The organism is Geomicrobium sediminis, from assembly GCF_016908595.1.
Classification (GTDB): domain Bacteria; phylum Bacillota; class Bacilli; order Bacillales; family Marinococcaceae; genus Geomicrobium_A; species Geomicrobium_A sediminis.
In genome coordinates, this window is record NZ_JAFBEC010000009.1 from 19,895 (window position 1) to 39,423 (window position 19,529).

17 protein-coding genes are annotated in these 19,529 nt (G+C 40.9%); 14 read left to right on the forward strand and 3 right to left on the reverse strand.

The features are described from left to right. Nucleotides 1-269 precede the first annotated feature (269 nt). Nucleotides 270-605, reverse strand: a complete 336-nt coding sequence (locus JOD17_RS15045; protein ID WP_338028811.1) for a cytochrome b5 domain-containing protein — start codon at nt 603-605, stop codon at nt 270-272. A gap of 998 nt (nt 606-1,603) precedes the next feature. Between JOD17_RS15045 and JOD17_RS15050 the strand changes: the two genes are divergently transcribed. Together JOD17_RS15050 and lgt are read left to right on the forward strand one after the other, a co-directional pair. Further along, complete coding sequence (locus JOD17_RS15050) at nt 1,604-2,728, forward strand: DUF418 domain-containing protein (RefSeq protein ID WP_204698737.1); 1,125 nt, start codon at nt 1,604-1,606, stop codon at nt 2,726-2,728. 130 nt (nt 2,729-2,858) lie between these two features. Further along, nucleotides 2,859-3,716, forward strand: coding sequence for a prolipoprotein diacylglyceryl transferase (gene lgt, locus JOD17_RS15055; protein ID WP_204698739.1), 858 nt, complete (start codon nt 2,859-2,861; stop codon nt 3,714-3,716). A 389-nt stretch (nt 3,717-4,105) separates the two neighbouring features. Here lgt and JOD17_RS15060 read toward each other — a convergent pair whose 3' ends face one another. After that, nucleotides 4,106-5,032: a metal ABC transporter solute-binding protein, Zn/Mn family gene (locus JOD17_RS15060; RefSeq protein ID WP_239575600.1), complete on the reverse strand. Its 927-nt coding sequence runs from the start codon at nt 5,030-5,032 to the stop codon at nt 4,106-4,108. A gap of 278 nt (nt 5,033-5,310) precedes the next feature. On the opposite strand from JOD17_RS15060, the gene JOD17_RS15065 reads away from it, so the two are divergent. The 12 genes from JOD17_RS15065 (at nt 5,311) to JOD17_RS15120 (ending at nt 18,411) form a co-directional block, all read left to right on the forward strand. Next, nucleotides 5,311-6,867, forward strand: coding sequence for a multicopper oxidase family protein (locus JOD17_RS15065; RefSeq protein WP_204698743.1), 1,557 nt, complete (start codon nt 5,311-5,313; stop codon nt 6,865-6,867). Between the two features lie 230 nt (nt 6,868-7,097). Then, entirely contained in the window at nt 7,098-7,754 is a 657-nt protein-coding gene (locus JOD17_RS15070; RefSeq protein ID WP_204698745.1) for a YdhK family protein, read from the forward strand. A gap of 257 nt (nt 7,755-8,011) precedes the next feature. After that, a complete protein-coding gene (locus JOD17_RS15075; RefSeq protein WP_204698746.1) occupies nt 8,012-8,341 on the forward strand; it encodes a four-helix bundle copper-binding protein in 330 nt (109 codons plus the stop codon). A gap of 346 nt (nt 8,342-8,687) precedes the next feature. Continuing rightward, nucleotides 8,688-10,043 carry an IS1182 family transposase gene (locus JOD17_RS15080; protein ID WP_204698747.1) on the forward strand — a complete coding sequence of 452 codons (1,356 nt, stop codon included), beginning with the start codon at nt 8,688-8,690 and terminating at the stop codon, nt 10,041-10,043. A 64-nt stretch (nt 10,044-10,107) separates the two neighbouring features. Further along, the gene (locus JOD17_RS15085) at nt 10,108-10,776 is read left to right on the forward strand and encodes a response regulator transcription factor (RefSeq protein ID WP_204698748.1); all 669 of its coding nucleotides are present in this window, start codon (nt 10,108-10,110) and stop codon (nt 10,774-10,776) included. A gap of 3 nt (nt 10,777-10,779) precedes the next feature. Then, complete coding sequence (locus JOD17_RS15090; protein WP_204698749.1) at nt 10,780-12,147, forward strand: sensor histidine kinase; 1,368 nt, start codon at nt 10,780-10,782, stop codon at nt 12,145-12,147. After that, complete coding sequence (locus JOD17_RS15095) at nt 12,140-13,282, forward strand: F510_1955 family glycosylhydrolase (RefSeq protein WP_204698750.1); 1,143 nt, start codon at nt 12,140-12,142, stop codon at nt 13,280-13,282. The genes JOD17_RS15090 and JOD17_RS15095 overlap by 8 nt, the downstream gene beginning before the upstream one ends. Nucleotides 13,283-13,332: 50 nt before the next feature. Further along, nucleotides 13,333-14,052, forward strand: a complete 720-nt coding sequence (locus JOD17_RS15100) for a cytochrome c biogenesis CcdA family protein (protein ID WP_204698751.1) — start codon at nt 13,333-13,335, stop codon at nt 14,050-14,052. A gap of 110 nt (nt 14,053-14,162) precedes the next feature. Further along, entirely contained in the window at nt 14,163-15,794 is a 1,632-nt protein-coding gene (gene resB, locus JOD17_RS15105) for a cytochrome c biogenesis protein ResB (protein WP_204698752.1), read from the forward strand. A 30-nt stretch (nt 15,795-15,824) separates the two neighbouring features. Further along, nucleotides 15,825-17,018, forward strand: a complete 1,194-nt coding sequence (gene ccsB / locus JOD17_RS15110; protein WP_204698753.1) for a c-type cytochrome biogenesis protein CcsB — start codon at nt 15,825-15,827, stop codon at nt 17,016-17,018. 154 nt (nt 17,019-17,172) lie between these two features. Further along, a complete protein-coding gene (gene resA, locus JOD17_RS15115) occupies nt 17,173-17,727 on the forward strand; it encodes a thiol-disulfide oxidoreductase ResA (RefSeq protein WP_204698755.1) in 555 nt (184 codons plus the stop codon). Nucleotides 17,728-17,889: 162 nt separating this feature from the next. Next, nucleotides 17,890-18,411: a TlpA family protein disulfide reductase gene (locus tag JOD17_RS15120; protein ID WP_204698756.1), complete on the forward strand. Its 522-nt coding sequence runs from the start codon at nt 17,890-17,892 to the stop codon at nt 18,409-18,411. A 463-nt stretch (nt 18,412-18,874) separates the two neighbouring features. Here the strand turns inward: JOD17_RS15120 and JOD17_RS15125 are convergent, their stop codons facing one another. Next, nucleotides 18,875-19,285 carry a rhodanese-like domain-containing protein gene (locus JOD17_RS15125; protein WP_204698757.1) on the reverse strand — a complete coding sequence of 137 codons (411 nt, stop codon included), beginning with the start codon at nt 19,283-19,285 and terminating at the stop codon, nt 18,875-18,877. Nucleotides 19,286-19,529 lie beyond the last annotated feature (244 nt).

Genomic DNA, 19,529 nt, shown 5'->3' on the forward strand with positions numbered 1-19,529 from the left:
ATGTAGTACAATAGATTCTAAGAAATTTCTTGACTTTTAATAAAAAAAGATTGATCAAAATGGATTCTTTCTTATGGAATATGGCTAAATTTTTATAAAAAGTTTGATCACTTTCTAATGTGATCTTCAACAATCGCGCCTCTATTCTTGAACAGTCATTTCATTTCTGATTGAACTCATAATATAAAGGGTGCAATTGCGGAACATTCCCTAAAAAATACCCTTTGGAATTATCTTATCCATAGGGATTAAACTTCAACTAATTCTTGTTATTCTTCAAGTGTACCAACAGTTGGCAAGTCTTCCAATACATCAGTCCCATGTGGAGCTTGTTCTATTTCTTCAGTATGGTCCTCACCAGCCTCTAATCCACCAGCGGGAGCGTGTTCTCCGCCTTCCCATTCGTCAACATCTGTAACGTCGTAAACGACTCCATCAACCGCTACATAAGCATCGTTTCCATCTTGCCCATCATATTCTCCAAGTTCTTCCAATGTAAATTCTTGACCTCCTTCAGCTTCATCTCCTTCACCCGTTGCTTCTTCTCCGCCGCAAGCAGCAAGTAGCATGACTGAGCTGCCAAGAATCATTGCTATTTTTTTCACAGAAAACCCACTCCTTAAATCAAATATATACTAATGGTTTCTCCATATATACAAATAATATAACATTTCGAGTTTGGTCCTAAATAGACATTTCATAGATTTGTCAGTTTTAATGCAACTGGGATTTTATATTTATAAGTGATTATCCAAAGGGGTAAATCTTCGCAACCTTTTTATAAACGTCGAGACTGTATTTTAAAACCACAGTTGACAGGAGTAGAAAAATCAGATGTCTTCATAGTACGGGAGTAGGAAGGTGACCAAACACCTTGTGAACGGAAGGGAGACGACCTCGTGGCTTCGCACTTGTTATAGTGTGTAATGATAACCGTTACGTTACTGCGGTAAGGGAATGGAAGATGCACAATGAAAAGTGTGAAATAAACGTGAGTGAACACGTTGGTAAGCCGTATGCCTTAGTAGGGCACGTGGTTTGGTCAGGGGGTAGCCATGAAAGTGGTTACCACTATTTATTACGAATTAAGAAGTCTGGGGTACTTAATGGACCACTTTATTTATAGGAGCATTCCTGTTAGTAAAAATTTGAGGTTTGAACACAAAAGAGCTCCTTATTATAGTGCGGAATGTTCGATGAGTACTTATTTCGGTAAAAAATAGGAGTAAAAAACAAATAAATAATTATACAAGGTTCGCAATATATAATTGAAAATGGGCTTTCATTCGCTGAAATGGCTTTATACTGAATCCCCCTAAAAAGTCGAATATCCCCCATATCACTGTATGAATGGCTTCTTCATTATAGCCACATTATTTTAATCTTACAATTTAAATTCAACGCCATGTATTCAAGCATTAATAATTTCGTCACAACCTCTTATGGCCAAGTGTGTTCTAGTATTAAATCACATTCTTTTTACAAAGTGAAAATCTCCATTATTTCTCCACATTTTTATTTTAAAGTAAGTCCTAGTTTTTTAGATTGTATAAATCAGTTATTGAGAGTCTAACATATACATTTTCGGGAGGAAGGTTCTTAAATGGCCACACTCAAGAATGGAGCCCGAGGTCAAAGGATAGAAATTTTAGACCAAATGCGCGGAATTGCTTTATTAGCAATTTTTTTAGTAAATATATCCGGGCTTGCTTCAGTAGCGACTGAAGATCAGACTCCATTAAATGAATTCGTTAAAGATGTTCTATCAATCCTATTAGGAGATAGCGCAAGGCCACTGTTTGCATTTATGTTCGGAATTAGTCTAATTCTTATCTATGAAAGACTACAAGCTAAAGGCTTTAATCCACACCCAACGTTATTACGAAGGCTGTTGTTGCTCTTTTTTGTTGGGGCAATTCATGGGTATTACATTTGGGCAGGTGACATCTTGCTTATGTATGCCATGGCAGGCTTTGTTCTACTATTGTTTATGAAGCTGCCTGAGAAATGGTTACTTATGTTGGCATTGGTTTTTTGGCTGGGTATGGCGGTAGGTATGGATGTTCTCAACTCCTTCACATCTTATAATCTTGATCTGGAGGAATGGCTTAAAAACCTGTTAGGTCCAGCAAAATCTCTAACGGGAACCGAGTATCTCATTATTGAATTTTCTTCTATGGTAAATCATTTGGGCTTTTTCTTGTTTGGAATGTACGTATATAAGAAAAAATTATTTTCACTAGTAGCAGAACGTAGAAAGCTAATGTGGTTCATTGCATTTATTTTTATTACTGTTGGTTTGGTGGGAAAAATAGGCTTTTATTATGAAGTAGATACATTCTTATTGAATAATATGTATAATTTTTACTCGTTTGTTGTAACCATTGGAGCGATAATAAGCATTATTCTTTGGGATACGAGCAGATCAATGATAACAAATTCACTTTTGCTATTTTCTGCGGTCGGTAAAATGACTTTTACTAATTATCTTATGCAGTCTCTTATATTCGTTAGTTTGTTTACACAAAGTGGTAGGTCGATTTTTGAAGGTGTCGGGATTTGGGCAGAACCCAGTTATATTTTCGCCCTTAGTGTAGGTGTTTTATTATTTGCCGTACAAATGATTTTTAGCTACCTATGGTTGAAAAAGTTCTATTACGGTCCCTTTGAATGGCTTTGGAGAATAGGAACATATGGAAGAAAAATTCCCTTAAGAAAAATGTATTGATTTCGAAATACTCGCCAGCACTTTCCATGCCACGAGGGGATCACATTAAATTTACTAAGGTTTGAAAAATCAATGATATTGCTCTTTTCATTAGCTGATTAAATGACTACGATAAAGAGGAGTGAAAAATATGTTGTTATCAGCACAACCACTAAATCCTGTTGCCATTGAAATCTTTGGCTGGCCAATCTATTGGTATGGCATTATTATCATGCTTGGCGCTTTTCTTGGATACTTTTTAGCCAACCGTGAAGCGAAACGGCGGGGACTTCCCCCAGACTTCTTTATAGATTTACTCATTTGGGTGGTTCCAATTGCAATAGTCAGTGCAAGGCTTTACTATGTTTTGTTTCGATTGGATTATTATTTGGAGAATCCAGGTCAGATATTTGCAATTTGGGAAGGTGGCCTAGCGATCCATGGAGGTCTGATTGGTGCCGTCATTACTGGTTATGTCATTTCGAAAAAACGTGGTTATTCATTCTGGAAAGTTGCAGACATTGCAGCCCCAAGTATTTTACTTGGACAAGCTATTGGGCGCTGGGGCAATTTTATGAACCAAGAAGCCTATGGTAGGGAAGTATCAAGACAATTTCTTGAAAATCTTATGCTTCCCGATTGGATTATCACTCAAATGTTCATTGATGGCAGCTATTATCACCCTACATTTTTGTATGAGTCCATTTGGAGTTTCACTGGGGTTGGAATTCTTCTTTATTTACGAAGAGTCAATATGAGACGTGGTGAACTTTTTCTCACTTACGTCATTTGGTACTCATTTGGTCGATTCTTTATTGAGGGGCTGCGAACGGATAGTTTAATGATCTTTGACGTGCTTCGTACTGCACAAGTCATTTCCATTGTTTTAATTGTCGGTGCTGTCATCACTATCATTTATCGAAGAAAAACAGGCTTATCTAGGATCAGGTATTTATCCGATGATTCACCGAAGAAAAAGAACAAGAATAAAAAAAAGAAAAAGAAATAGAGAAGAGGTAAGAATGAAGACAAATAGCAAGAAGATGCTCCAAATGTTTTGAAGCAGGAATATTCCTAACTTTTGCAGTTAAGATGAACAAAAACAGCCAAAAACCGCATCAATGCTGGTTTTTGTGGCTGTTTCCTTTTGCCAAAAAGTTATAGGGGTAATCAGCCCTTTTTTCGTCCGTTAGAATTTTTTAATCTCCCCTAAATGGCAGGCATTTTTTGTTGTAATCAATCTCAGTTCACATTCTTTAAGCCCGCATTTAATGGGTACTTCTTATTTTTATTTCAAAAACGAGGAACCGGCGCACCTTGAATTGGAAAGATGCCTTTCTCAGATGCGCTGGAAAAGGGAAGGGACTTTCCAAATGAAGCCCCCTCCAAGCGCTCCCCCTACTTGTTCAAAGCCGTCTCCAACGTCTCAATATTTTTTCCCATTATGCTGAAATAGTCTTCATTATTCTCCTTGTCTTCTTCGGAAATCGATTCCAAGTTTCGAAGCACCAGGCTTTCTGCGCCGATTTCCTCCTGAATCACTTCGGTGACGGAACTGCTCACGTTATTTTCAAAAACGACGTATCCGATATCCTCTTCTTCCGCGATTTCGACGATTTCGACAAGCTTTGATTGGGACGGCTCTTCATTAGGGGAAAGACCTAGAACGCTCAATTGTTCTAATCCATAACGATCTTCCCAGTAGCCATAAGCAGCATGGGAGACAATCAACTTATCACGATCGGCCTCTGCAAAAGTCGTTTTCAACGTTTGATCGAGCGTTTCCAAATCATCTCGTAGTGCTTCATAGTTTTCCGTAAAATAAGCTTCCTGTTCCGGCCGCAACTCGACAAGTGTATGTTTAATATTCTCCGCAACTTCTATACTACGGACCGGATCCAAAAAAATATGTGGGTCGCCATCCTCATGTTCAGCCTCGTGATCTTCGTAATCTTGTTCTTGTTCATGATCATGAACGTTAGCAATTAGTTCAATGCCTTCGCCCGCACGGACCATTGCCACATCCTCATCGGCGAGCATATCTTCGGCTGTTTCAACAAAGCCCTCCATGCCTACGCCGGAATAGATAAAGGCATCGCTTTCCGCGAGTTGGATCAACTCATTGGCTGTCGGTTCAAAGGAATGCGCGTCTGCGTTCGGCGGGTAGATGGTTTCGACATTGACTTCTCTGCCGCCGATTTTGGACGTAAAGTCTTCCAAAGCGAAAACCGTCGTGTGAATCTGTAAAGAATCCTCTTCCCTTTCATTACCCGAGCTTTCCCCTTGGCAACCGGCAAGCGCTATGCCGGAAATCATGATCATCATACATGGTTTCCCCATCCAAGTAAACACCCTTTCAAATAGTAATGATTACGATTTAAGAGTAGAGAAATACATTGTTCCTGTCAAGGATTTTCTACATTTTGCCGTCAATCTAGTATCCTGAATGCAACTACCTAAAATCACCCATATGAAGCGAGATAAATTTATTAATGAACTCATGGACATTTATTGAACTTTTTATTTAGCGCCGCTTCTTCACACAATCTATAAATTCTTGGTGTATTTTAAATATTATATTGTCAATCTAAGGAGGAGAAAAATTGAAGAAGACATTTTTATGTAGTGGGATTATTTTACTTTCCTCAGTTATGATCGGCTGTTCAAATGAGGTACTTGAACCATCTGAAGAACAGCAAGGATCAAATGAAAATGTAGAGCCCGATCAAGGGGGTCAATTGACTGAAGATGGTACGAAAGTTTTTGACCTAAATGTTACGGAAACAGAATGGATGCTTGATGATGAAATGATGACAGATGCTTGGACTTATAATGGAACCATCCCAGGGCAAGAAATTCGTGTTGAGGAAGGGGATACAGTTAGATTAAACGTTGAAAATGAATTAGAGGTTCCCACCGCCGTCCATTTGCATGGTTTTCCAGTACCGAATGAAATGGATGGCGTACCAGGCGTTACCCAAAATGCGATAATGCCTGGTGAAGAGTTTACGTATGATTATCAAGCAGATGTACCAGGAACTTACTGGTATCACTCTCATCAAGATGGAGCAACGCAGGTAGATAAAGGCCTTTATGGGGTCTTTATTGTTGAACCAGAAGATGAAGATGCTTTTGATGTAGATGAAGCCATTGTAATTGATGAATTTTCTTCTATGGACATGGGGGAGATGAATCATGGAGATATGGATGGGATGGAACATGAGAACATGAGTGGTATGGATGAAATGGAACATGGAGAAATGACGATGAGTGATGAAAATATGGATGGTATGAGTCACACAGAGATGATGAATCAAATGTACAACACATTGGTTATCAATGGTCAAGCAGATACGCAAATTGAAACGATTGAAGTTAAAGAAGGGGACACGGCAAAGCTCCGATTTGTTAATGCGGGGCTGTTTACTCAAGTGGTTTCAATCCCAGAACATTCATTTAGAGTTACGCATTATGATGGTCAGGCTGTTAATGAACCCAGTGAAATAAGCGAAACAAAATTCCGAATCGCCCCTGCCGAACGCTATGATATTGAAATTGATTTGGACAACCCAGGCGCATGGGGCATACAAGTTTTTGCAGAAGAGAATCAAGAGCGGTTGAACACATTAATTCCGTTGGTTTATGACGGAAATGAAGGACAAGATTTACAAACAGGGGATTCGAGTTCATCATTTTTGGATATAACCACATACGGAGAAGCGAAAGATATTGACTTGGATGACATTACCAAAGAATTTGATATGCTGCTTGGGACGGATGATGGTGGTGATACCTTTACAGTTAACGGTAAACAATTCCCAGATCATGAGATCTATGAAGTTGAAGAAGGGGATGTGGTGAAAGTTACGATCGAAAATGACACAGATTTTGACCATCCAATGCATTTACATGGTGAATTTTTCAATGTTATTTCCAAAAATGGCGAGCCAATACAAGGTTCACCAGTTCTAAAGGATACCCTAAATGTAAGGCCGGATGAGACTTACGAAATCGTATTTGAAGCCAATAATCCGGGAAATTGGATGTTCCACTGTCATGAGTTTCATCATGCCGAAGGCGGAATGATTGCAGAAGTTCAATATATGGGATTTGAGCCTTCATTTACACCGGATCCGGATATTCCGAATAAACCTGAATAACCAAAGGGATCCTTCGACTCTGTTTCCTGTTATGATGGGTGAATCGGGTCTTTTATTCCACTAACTACATTTCATAAATTTATTAATCAGGGATAAAATAGTAGAAGTGTACACATAGAGTCATGGAAAAAGTTACTTTAACCTTCTAAGGGCTCAATTTCTAAAACTTCATATTTTCTACACATTACCAAGATAGAATACGATCTTAAAGAAATAAGGAGGACTTAAAAATGAAGAAACCAAAAAAATCGATAATATTAACTGTCTCTTTAGGAACAGCAATTATGTTAGCCGCATGCGGCAATGGGGACGACGAAACAGATCCAGAAATGGATATGGACACTGGTTCTGAAGATAGTATGGACGACATGGAAGATGATGACACGGGTGATATGGACATGGAAGATCATGGCATGAATGATATGGATATGGACGATGATATGCATGAAGGTCACGATATGTCTAGCTCAGGTGAAGTTCCTGAGGACTTGGAGGAAGCAGAAAGTCCAACTTTTGAGGTAGGAAGCCAAGCATTGATCACAGATGCACACATGCCAGAAATGGAGGATGTTGAAGCCACCATCGTTGGTGCCTATGATACTACTGTCTATACTGTTTCTTATACACCGACTACCGGCGGTGATCGGGTAGAAGACCATGAATGGGTGGTGCATGAAGAATTGGAAGACGTTGGTGAAGAACCTCTTGAACCCGGAGAAGAGGCTACGTTAAATGCCTCACATATGGAAGGCATGGAAGGTGCCACGGCTGAAATAGATTCAGCTGAAGAAACTACGGTATATATGATCGATTTCACTTCGACTGATGGAGAAGAAGTGGAAAATCATAAATGGGTAACTGAAAGTGAACTATCACCAGTGGAATAAATGACTAACAAATAACACTGTTACATGCCTAACCTTAAGGACCCTAGCCATTGCGGCTAAGGGTTCTTTTAACCTGATACGATCTTTCGAGCGTTGACGAATGTTGCGATTGCTCTTTTTTACTCACTTTTTCGGCGATAAACAAAAAAGTGTTGGCATCTTCACAAATACTTCATATCTATTGGGTAAACCATTTATGACACGGCATAAAAAATCAATGCCAAATTATGTGTCTTTATGAAAGGGGTATAAAAGTTATGAATTATCAGGAGTGTATTCAAGCATGCTTAGAGTGTATGGAGCAATGTAATCGGTGTTTTGATGAATGCCTTAAGGAAGACGATGTGAATATGATGGCGAAATGCATCAGATTAAACCGAGAATGTGCCGATGTTTGTGCATACGCAGTACAGGCTATGCAAAGAAATAGCCAGTTTACAAAACAAATTTGTGAACTATGCGCACAGATTTGTGAGGCATGTGCAGAGGAGTGCGAACAACATGGCGATCACGCTCAGCATTGCCAAGATTGTGCTCAGGCTTGCTATCGATGTGCCAAATTATGCCGGGAGATGGCGGCTGCATAAATTCCTTCACCCTGAGGCGATTTCGCCTTCGGGGGTTTCTTTTTATGAGTGGAGACTCTACATCAGAGTATATTTCAAAAAATGATCATATTTTTCATTTCCTTCTTCACATAAACTACATTTTTACTAGTTAAACTTACATAGAGTACTTCATGGGAGGAGCAAAAGTGGCCGAACGTATACTTATTGTGGATGACGAGCAAAAAATGAGACAGTTGAATGAATTTCATAATTCTTACCGCTTGTCTCCCAACAGTTTTGAGAGATGAAAAAAGAAGCACCTCCCCAAATCTTGTATAATGGTAGTTGACTATACAACCATAAAAAGACTGAAGGAGTGCTTCTTATGACCATTATACGACAACCAAGCCTATTTGGCATCCAGGAATTATATGACATGGAACCTACCGAAAAGTACGATGCGATTATTTCGGCGATAGATTTGGACGCAATTTATTATGCAGTAACTAAGAAATCACGTCTTGGCGCACCTGAAGAGCTAAATTATGCCGCTATGATTATTTCCTGTTTTGTGAGATACGTTGAACGAATTCCAACCATTAAAGATCTGATTAAACGACTCCACAAGGATATTGCTTTTAAACTAAATTGCGGATTCCTTGTATCGGACTCCATTCCTTCAGAAGCCTCTTACTCTCGGCTTGTGACGAAATTACTGGAATGCGACATATTGGAGAAACAAAAAGAAAAGGTTGTGCTTCAAGCCATAGAAGGGGGCTTTATCACAGACGATACAGCTGCCATGGATGCCACTCACTTTGAAGCTCGTGATCAAGCGCCACCGAAAGAAGAAAAGCCAAAGCCCGAGCCGAAAAAACGTGGGCGCAAAACAAAAGAAGAACGGGAACAATGGCTAAAAGACCAGGTCGAAAAGGAAGAGAATATGCCTTTATATGAAAAGAAAATAGAAGCACAATTGGATGTTCCTTTAGCTGCGTTACGTTCCGAAGTTCCCACAGATCCAAAATGGGGTGTAAAGAAGAACTCGGAAGGAAAAAATGTTTTTTGGTTTGGCTACAAGGCTCATTTAATCGTTGGCACATCCAGTCAATATATTTTGGATTCCCTTTTTTCATCAGGCAATCTAAATGATGGGAAGGCTGCCATCCCGTTGCTTAAGGGCGTTCATGAACGCTTTCCTGAGCTGAATTTAAGTCATCAGACAGCGGATGCAGGTTATGACTTTGAACCGATTTACGAACAAGTCCACCGGATGGGCCAACAATCTGTGATTGCATACAACAAACGTAATGAAGGAGAACTTCTGGGTTACGATAAACACTTTGCCCCAACCTGTTTTCGTGAGCATTCGTATCGTTATGATAGCTTTGATTCCAAATATGAGACATTAAAATATACCAGGCCAAAAGAATGTAGTGACTGCCCTTTAGCGAATGAAGGTATCTGTCAAAAGGTTTACAAACAAAAAATCACGCATGATTTACGAAAATACACCGCACCAGCACGAGGATCCGTAGCATGGAAAAATATTTACAAACGCCGTACTGCCGTAGAGCGTGTGAATGCCTATCTCAAGGAATTTTTTCAACTCAACAATGTCCGATATCGTACTGGCGAACGTGCGAAAGTCCATTTTGACATGGTAACACTTGTTTATAACGCTTCAAAACTAGCTGCAGACCGGATCAATGCACAATTAAATCAGGAACAAGTCGCATAATTTCTGTTTTTTAAAATTCAATTTTAAAATTCTGTAGATCTTTGGATTTTTAAAAAGAGCAATTATGAAATTGACTCAGTTGATTGGACTTTATTTGACAAATGCAGGCTATGAAATTGATGAAGCAAGTTCCGGTACGGAAGCGATACATAAGGCAAACGATCAACCTTACGATGCCATTATTTTAGATATTATGATGCCGCGGACCGATGGTTGGGCTGTATGTGAACATCTTCGTACTGAAGGATTCAATATAGGTATTTTGATGCTAACAGCGAAAACAGAAGTGGAAGATCGGGTCAAGGGGCTAGACCTTGGAGCGGATGATTATCTCGTGAAACCGTTCGCTCCAGAGGAACTCGTTGCACGTGTAAAAGCATTGCTCCGCCGTAAATCCAGTCCTGTAAACGAGGAACCAGTAGAGATAACAGCCGGGGCATTATTTATTCAACCGGATCGTCGCGAGGTCAAGGTGGCAGGACAATCCGTTGATTTGACCGCAAAAGAATTTAACATTTTGTATTTAATGGCCTCCCGTCCGGAACGAGTGTATACAAGGGAAAATGTCATCGAGCAGATTTGGTCAATGGATCGTGAAGGGCACGATCCCCGAACGATTGATACGCATATCAAAAATATCCGAACCAAATTGAAAAAGGCTGGTTTGCCATTTAATCCAATGAAAACAGTGTGGGGAGTGGGATACAAATTTAATACAACGGAAGGAAATTAACCGATGAACAAGATTTTTTATAAGCTCGGTGTATCGATGATGATTTTATTTCTCATTGTATTGCTTCCTTTAGGTTATGTTATGATCCTGATTTTCACCAATTATAATGAAGTACACTTGTACGAAGAAACGGATGAAATGGCTGCCCAATATGCCACCCTCATTACTGTCATTGATGATCCTGACATCGAACTTCTTGTCCAATCGATGGATCGAGTGACAGCACGAAAGATGGTGATCATTGACCCGAATGGAAACGTTGTAGAAGATTCCGGGATCAGTGGGTTTCATCCCTCTGAACATACAACATCGCCGAGAGAAACGGGAAAATTTATAGATCCAAATGATCGTCAAGAATATATTTTTGCTGGAGAACGAGTGCAGAATGACGATATTGGAGGGGTCTTTATTTTTTCACCTTCAGACCTCATGGATCAGTCAGCCATTCAAGTACAGCAGGCGTTTCTTTTATCAGGGGTGGGCGCTCTTCTTCTTGCTCTAGGTTTTACGTTTATTGCTTCCAGAGAATTTTCAACGCCCCTGCAGGAGATGGAAAGAGCGGCAAACCAAATGGCCAGGGGGGATCTAGACGTGGAAGTCCCTGTGAAAACGAAAGATGAATTGGGTTCGCTCTCCCATTCTATGAATGAGTTAGCGCGCGAATTAAAAAGATACCGAAGCAACAGGCAAGCTTTTTTTTCGAACGTGTCCCATGAATTACGGACGCCACTTTCTTATATCCAGGGGTATGGTGATGCGCTAAAGAACAAGCTTTATCAGGATGAGAGTGAAAAACAACAGTTTATCAATATTATTCATGAAGAATCCCACCGCATGAATCGACTCATCCATGATTTATTTGAATTATCCCAGATGGAAGAAGAGCGTTTTCCCTTGAATCTTGAGCTTGTTCATACCGGAGACGTTATCAGACGAGCAAAAGCAAAAGTGGTTACCGAAGCTAAGAAAAAGAACAATACCATAAGAATTGATATGGACGCAAAACTTCAAATGATTGTAGCTGATAACTTCCGTCTAGAACAGATCTTCACAAATTTGCTTCAAAACGCGGTGAGTTATACGGAAAACGGGCATGTTTGGATCGAGGGATCCTTGAAAGACGGGAACATCGAAGTGAAAATTTCGGATACGGGAAGGGGTATCGCTGCTGAAGATCTCCCCTACATTTTTGAGCGTTTCTATCGGGCTGAAAAGTCCAGATCACGTGATTTTGGGGGGACCGGTTTAGGGCTTGCCATCGTGAAACAATTGACGGAACTCCAATATGGAAGCATTCAGGTGGAAAGTGTTCCTGGAAAAGGGACGACATTTACGCTACGTTTTCCAGAAGCAAAGGAGGGCGATGAGTGACTATAAGGGATTGGTTTATTGCTTCGTTGTTGATCGCCATCGGCTTGCACTGTTTGGTGATGTCCGGAATTATATCGGCTTCGGCCAATGTTCCGTCTTATTTCCAGCTACTTTACCAAATCTGTTTCTGGATGGGGATCCCATTATTAGCAGGTGTGATGATCTACATCATCATTTCATTCATAAGCAAACGGAAAGGAAGAAAAACATGAGATCGTTAGTGTTGTATCTTGCAAGTTTATCAGCAGCCGGAATACTCATGAGTGGGTGTCAAACCCAAGCTCAAGAAGAGGTTGAATTTACGCATATCCATGGGCTTGGCTTCACAGAAGATGGGGAGCAGGCCTATATTCCAGCACATGATGGATTGCGCGTATATGAGAATGGGACTTGGAGAAATGTGGAGAGTGGCGAGGGGGAGCTTCATGACTTTATGGGCTTCACAATGACGTCCGAAGGATTTTATAGCAGTGGACATCCAAACATGCAGTCGGATTATGAAAATCCGTTTGGCCTTGTAAAAAGCACGGATGGGGGCGAAACGCTTGATTTGCTCGCACTCGAGGGGGAGGTTGATTTTCATGTCATGTCAGCCAGTTTCAACACAGACGCCATCTATGTTATGAATCCAGAGCCAAATTCGGGAATGGACGAGTTAGGTCTGCATCGAACCCTCGATGAGGGGCAGGAATGGGAACCACGTGATGGGGATGGGGTAAACGGAAGCGTCATTGCGATTGGAGCCCATCCTGATGAGGAAAATAGGGTGGCTCTTAGCACAGAAGAAGGGACCTTTCAATCCGATGATGCCGGAGATTCCTTTGAACAGGTGCTAAGTGGTGTACCAGCCCCAGCTTTAACCTATGCCCACACCGGTGAATTGCTTGTCGCTGAGGGTATGGGAGAAGAAACAACTCTCAAAGCCATAGACGCCTCTGGTGAAGTGGTTAGAGAGATCCCTGCCCCATCGATCGAAGAAGAAGACGCCATTAGTTATCTAGCCCAGAACCCACAATTTGAAAACACCCTAATGGTGACGACCTTCGAACGTGATATTTTTTATACCGAAAATGGTGGGGAAACATGGGAAAAACAAGCGGAACAAGGCGTTAGTTTAAATGAATCTTCATTGTAGAAAACGTAAGTCGTTCATCATACATCAATGCAGGAGGAGGATTTCTTTATATGGATGATGTATCGCTCGGCCTTGCTTTTGCGGCAGGCCTCATATCTTTCTTTTCCCCTTGTGTTTTTCCATTGCTTCCGGCTTATTTGGCTCAACTGACCGGCACCGATGTCTCATCGGGAGCCATCAATGCGGATCGGCGGCTGATTTTCACCCGAAGCATCGGATTCATTCTTGGCTTTACGATAATTTTCTTGTTGCTGGGGCTATCCTCAACTCTGATTGGGTCATGGTTTAATCAGTACAGTGGTGCCATTATGCAGCTAGGCGGTGTCATCATTATTTTATTTGGGCTACAAATGAGTGGGCTTATTTCCATTCGTGCCTTACTGACAGAGAAAAAAGTAGCTAAAACTCCAAAGAAGGCTTCGAGCTTTTCCGGTTCGGTTCTGTTTGGTCTAGTATTTGCAGCTGGATGGACCCCTTGTATTGGAATCACACTCGGTTCCATTCTCACGCTTGCGGGAGCATCTGGAAGCATGCTTACAGGGTCAACCATGCTTTTTGTTTATTCAATGGGCCTAGGGGTACCATTCATAGGGGTTTCGCTCCTTTATGCGAAATCTTTCCAGAAGCTTCGTTCCATCAATCGTTTTTTACCGGCCATTCAAAAAGGGAGTGGTGTCATTATGATTATCCTGGGCATTCTTCTTTTCACAGGTTATTTCGAGACGATCGCAATGTATTTAGGGCAGTTTGTCCCATCCTGGATGATATAAATGTTTGTGTCTGTTGTTATAAGGAGTCAATTCGAAAACAAGCGATTTGAGTCAAAGAAGATTGTTCGGAAAAAACTAATCTTCTATAAAATTAGATTTATGGGGGGCTCATGATGAATAAAAAATGCGAGTGTGGACGAGTCAACCCTTACGGTACAGAAGTATGTGGATCATGTGGCAAACCACTGGTAGACCCTGATTCGAACCGATTGCTCAACATGCGTTACGAGGGTGCCGCGCGTCGTTCACAGACATATAGCACATCCATTATCGATAAAATCTGGAATTTCTTTTCCTCTGTGAAAGTAGGGATTGGCTTAATCGTTGTAACGTTAATAGCTTCTATGATTGGAACCATATTTCCACAGGAACTATTTATCCCTCCTGGAGAAGATCCATCCGTACACTATTTTGAGGAGTATGGGCCTCTTGGTCAATTATATTACTCCTTTGGTTTTCATAACCTGTACGGTTCTTGGTGGTACATGTTACTGATTGCAGCACTGGGTATATCTATCCTCATTGCCAGCATTGACCGTTTTTTTCCTCTCTATCGAGCATTAAGATCACAGCGCGTAACTAGACACCCAAACTTTTTGCACAGACAACGGATATTTGGCACAAGTCACGTGGAAAACGTCGATGAGACCATGGAGAAGGCCAAAAAAGCATTACAGAAAAGGCGTTATAAGATTCGTGAGGAAGATGGCAACCTTTTAGCTGAGAAAAACCGGTGGGCGAGATGGGGCCCATATGTGAATCATATTGGTCTGATTGTTTTCTTGATCGGAGCCTCCTTACGTTTCGTCCCTGGGATGTATGTCCACGATAATGTTTGGGTCCGTGAAGGGGAGACGGAGGTTGTACCTGGAACCTCTGGTGAGTTCTTTGTTGAAAACTTAGCCTTTACGATGGAGGTTTATGATGAAGATGATCCGTTGTTTCAGGAGGGTATGGAAGCTAGTAATGCGGTGATGTTCGAATCATTGTTTCGAACAGATGCCGTACTCTACCGTCCAGAAGGTACACTTGGGTTGGATCAAAGCTTGGTAGAGGTTGACCGACATGGAATTGAGGTGAATGATCCGCTTCACTTTGATGATTTTTCACTCTATCAAGTCGATTATAAGTTGCATGAACTGAGCGAAATGACATTTGATGTGGAAGATCGATTAACAAATGAAGAAGTAGGCTCTTTTGCTGTTGATTTAAATAATCCTGAAGATGACTATTCATTATCGAATGGCGAAACCGTTCGAATTCACAGTTACTTCCCGAACTATATTATAAATGATGAAGGAATTCCTGCGACAGAAAATGCTGTACCGGATAATCCGGCATTTATCTTCGAAATGGTGAATGATGATACAGAAGAGGAGGAACATACCTTTATAGGAATACAAAGAAACTTTGATATAACCCCAAACGATGAACCCCATCGATACTCGTATTCACTATCGGGAATTGATACCAATCATGTTACTGGCCTTACTGTTCGACAAGACAATACAATCCCATATCTTATCATTGGAGGAGCGATCTTTATGATTGGACTTGCCCAAGGCTCCTATTGGTCGCACCGAAGGATATGGTTACAAGCGAAGAACAATGAAGTATGGGTAGCCGCACATACAAACAAAAACTGGCAATCATTGAAAAAGGATATATCAAATGTAGCTCATTATGCAAAGCTTTCTATGCCTAAAGACCAAACAGACTTGGAAGATCATGATAAATCCTAATTTCTTTAACAGTAGGAAGGTGAAAGATCGATGGCTCAATTGAGCATGAATTTACTAACGATCTCTTTCTTTTTCTACTTGTTGGCAACAATTTTCTATGCTGTTGCTTTAACAGGGAAGAAGTGGAGAAATCGTAATCGTGAAGTTACGGGAAATAAGTGGGGGAATTTTGGTTACATAGCATCCATCGGAGGCCTGCTCTTTTCGCTGGGTTACTTTGTAACAAGGTGGATCGAGATCGGTTTTGCACCCGTAAGTAATATGTTTGAATACCTTACATTCTTTTCAATAACCATTAGTCTTGCATTTGTCCTGTTATATGGGATGTATAGAATGAATGCACTGGGTTTATTTACAATGCCTGTTGTCATGCTGATGATCGGTTATGCCTCCGTATTTGTGACGGAATATCAACCGTTACAGCCAGCCCTCCAATCGTATTGGCTCGAAATCCATGTGTTAACAACTGGGTTAGGTCAAGGAATTCTAGCCATTAGCTTTGGGGCGGGGTTGGTTCAGTTATTACGAATGATAGATCTAAAAAGTAAGCGAATAACCAAACAGACATTTGGGATCGAATTCGTCATGTACATGATCATCAGTTTAGTCGCTTTCATTCTAGTTACAAACTCGTTCAATGCATTTAATTATGAAGCAACTTTTTCTTATGTAAATGAATTTGATGAACAAGCTGAGGTTCAGTATACACTCCCGCCAATTTTTGGTCCGAATGAGGGAGAACTCCTTACAGCAGATCGAATGGAACCGTGGGTTGAAATGCCCGTCTGGATTGTAAGTGACGATTTCAATACGGTCGTTTGGGCTTTTGGAACAGGACTGCTTCTATATGTGGGTATTCGATTAGTAACAAGGCGTCGGGTTGGTGCGTTATTTCAACCTTTACTTAAGAACGTCAATCCAGAAACCATGGACGAGATCAGTTATCGTGCAATCGCCATTGGCTTTCCGATTTTCACACTAGGAGGTCTTGTTTTTGCAATGATATGGGCTCAAGTTGCATGGACAAGATTTTGGGGATGGGATCCCAAAGAAGTATGGGCACTGATTACATTTCTCTTCTATGCAGCATATTTGCATCTTAGGTTAAATCGCAATTGGCAAGGTGAGCGATCTGGCTGGCTTGCGGTCATCGGTTTTGCCATAATCATGTTTAATTTGATATTCGTCAACCTAGTTATTGCAGGTCTTCACTCTTATGCTTAGAATCAAGAGAGTCCTTGGTAGGTTCCGTGCAGAGAGATTACGTCTAGAAATGCCTACGAACGCGCGGTGTCTTTTTAAAGACACAAGGTATAACATTTATTATGGCCCTGTTTAAGATGTCATCAATAGCAATCTATCAATAGTGAGGTGAACTATGGATAAAGAAGAGAGAGCTAAACGTAAACGACGACGCCTTTGGATGCGTACGGCTGTATTAATGACGCTTACTGTCGTTGTTTCTTATGTATTTTATACCAATTTTGTTCACACGGAGGAAGTTGTTTCTGAAGGAGATCAAGCCCCCAATTTCACTTTGCTCAATATGGAGGGAGAAAGAGTAGAACTTGCCGATTATGAAGGACAGGGCGTATTTCTTAACTTTTGGGGAACCTACTGCCCACCGTGTGAGGAAGAAATGCCTTATATGGAGGATCAACATCAGGCGTATATAGATGACGATGTTGAAATTCTTGCCGTGAATGTGGGGGAATCCGAGTTAACCATCGATCGATTTGCTAAGCGTCTTCAGTTAAATTTCCCTATTCTTATGGATGAAAATGGCGATGTAATGGATTATTATGGCGTCGGGCAACTCCCGGCAACCTATATGATTGATGAAAACGGGGAGGTTGTTCACATTCGCGTAGGCGGCATGAGCGAAGAACACGTACAAGATTTTATGGAAATGGTCGACCCTGCATCCATTTAACAGCCAAGTAGAAGTAAAACACCTAATCATGACACCGTGTTGCAAATGAAAAGTTCAATCCTGTTACAAGGAAGACAAATGGCAAATAAGAAACGTGAATAGCTACACATATACTTTGACTATTCAATGGAAGCACTCCAACGGGTCGATGGAGGAATATAAATGGTTCTAAAAATAAGTAGCATAGGGGCTCTTCTGATTGCAACCTTGGTGATGGGAGGTATCATCTATAATTCTGTTTCTTCTCCACCAATGGGTGTAAACCAGGGAGAAGAGGCCCCGGATATTGAGTTGCCGCAAGCTGGAGGAGAAAGTATGAGTTTAAACGATGTACGTGGCACGTTTGTCATTATGAATTTTTGGGCTTCTTGGTGTGAACCCTGCATTCGAGAGTTTCCCATGCTTAATCAAGTACATCAAAAATTTGGTGACGAAAGGGTTAATGTTCTAGCGGTCAATATGTCGTCGTTTGAACGTACGATGGATGAAGCGATGGAATTTTTAGATGATCGACCAGTCACCATGCCTGTCCTCTTCGACATGGATGGGGAAATGGCTGATGAGTATCAAGTCGCAGGTCTTCCAACCACGTATTTGATTAATGAAGAAGGTATTATAGTTGATATTATTATGGGAGAAGTGACCGAGGAAATGCTCATCGAGAGAATCCAACCTTTCTTATAACCATCCAAAAAGATTTCGATTACCGGAGACCGTTTTCTAAAAAAAAGCTGTTGTTATGACTTGCTCATAACAACAGCTTTTTTTATTATGAGTTACTGCATGCTTTTGTTTCCGATGATGTGGGTGTGAAGCTCCTCGTATCATACATTCCTTCGGAAAACCTGAGATCTCCCAATGCGCCATAGACGTTACATGTTCCCATTGTTCTCCCGCATCTCTACATGTGTTCGAGGCGACATCGACTATGAGATTTTACACCTTAGAAAAACCATTATTTCGTAAGATGAAGGATGTGATGTAGAGGGAAAAGGGAATCATTAGTTCGTATTGGTTCAAGTTAGAAATAGCTACCTAGTCCCAGAAACTTGTTACAATGGGCTTCCCTTTGAAAAAATTATATATCATAGTAGCTTGCATCGAAAAGTAAATAACGAGAAAATGAATCAGAATAGACAATGCTAACCTAATTCACTTCCAATGGCCCTTCCCAAACGGCCATACCACCACCAAAGTTGGCAACATCATCAAAACCTTGATCAACAAGAAATTCTGCGCTTTCGACCCCCATACGCCCTGTATGGCAAATTAAAATAATGCGTTTATCAGCGTTCAGTTCGTGATAGCGCTGTTGAAATTCCTCATAGGGTATAAGAATGGAACCAGGGATATGCCCTGCCTCGTAAAGCTCTTCTTCACGCAAATCAACCAATTCAACGCTTTCCTCACCAATCTCTGCATTCACCTCGTTTTGGTCAATCTCAACCCACTCCCCTGCTTCCTCGACTTCAGTTTCAACCGTAAATGGGTTGAACATTAGAAAAAACGCTAAGGTTATTACCGTCAAAATAATGGGCATGATATATTTACCGCGCATTACATTCACCCCCTGTATAAGTATAGTTAATGCTGATAGTTCTAGTGTAGGTGAAAAAAGTGAAGAAATTATGAAGTATTCTTACGAGTTTGAAAGATTCCTTCTATAAACATGTTCCTCCCCTTTTAATTTACCTAAAGTGAGTACGGCGGACGATTTTTACCACTTGTGCGGTCTTTTTTACCACCCTTTGCAAAGGAATGTACCACTTTTTGCGGAGCCCTTTACCACAAGTGAAAAGAGT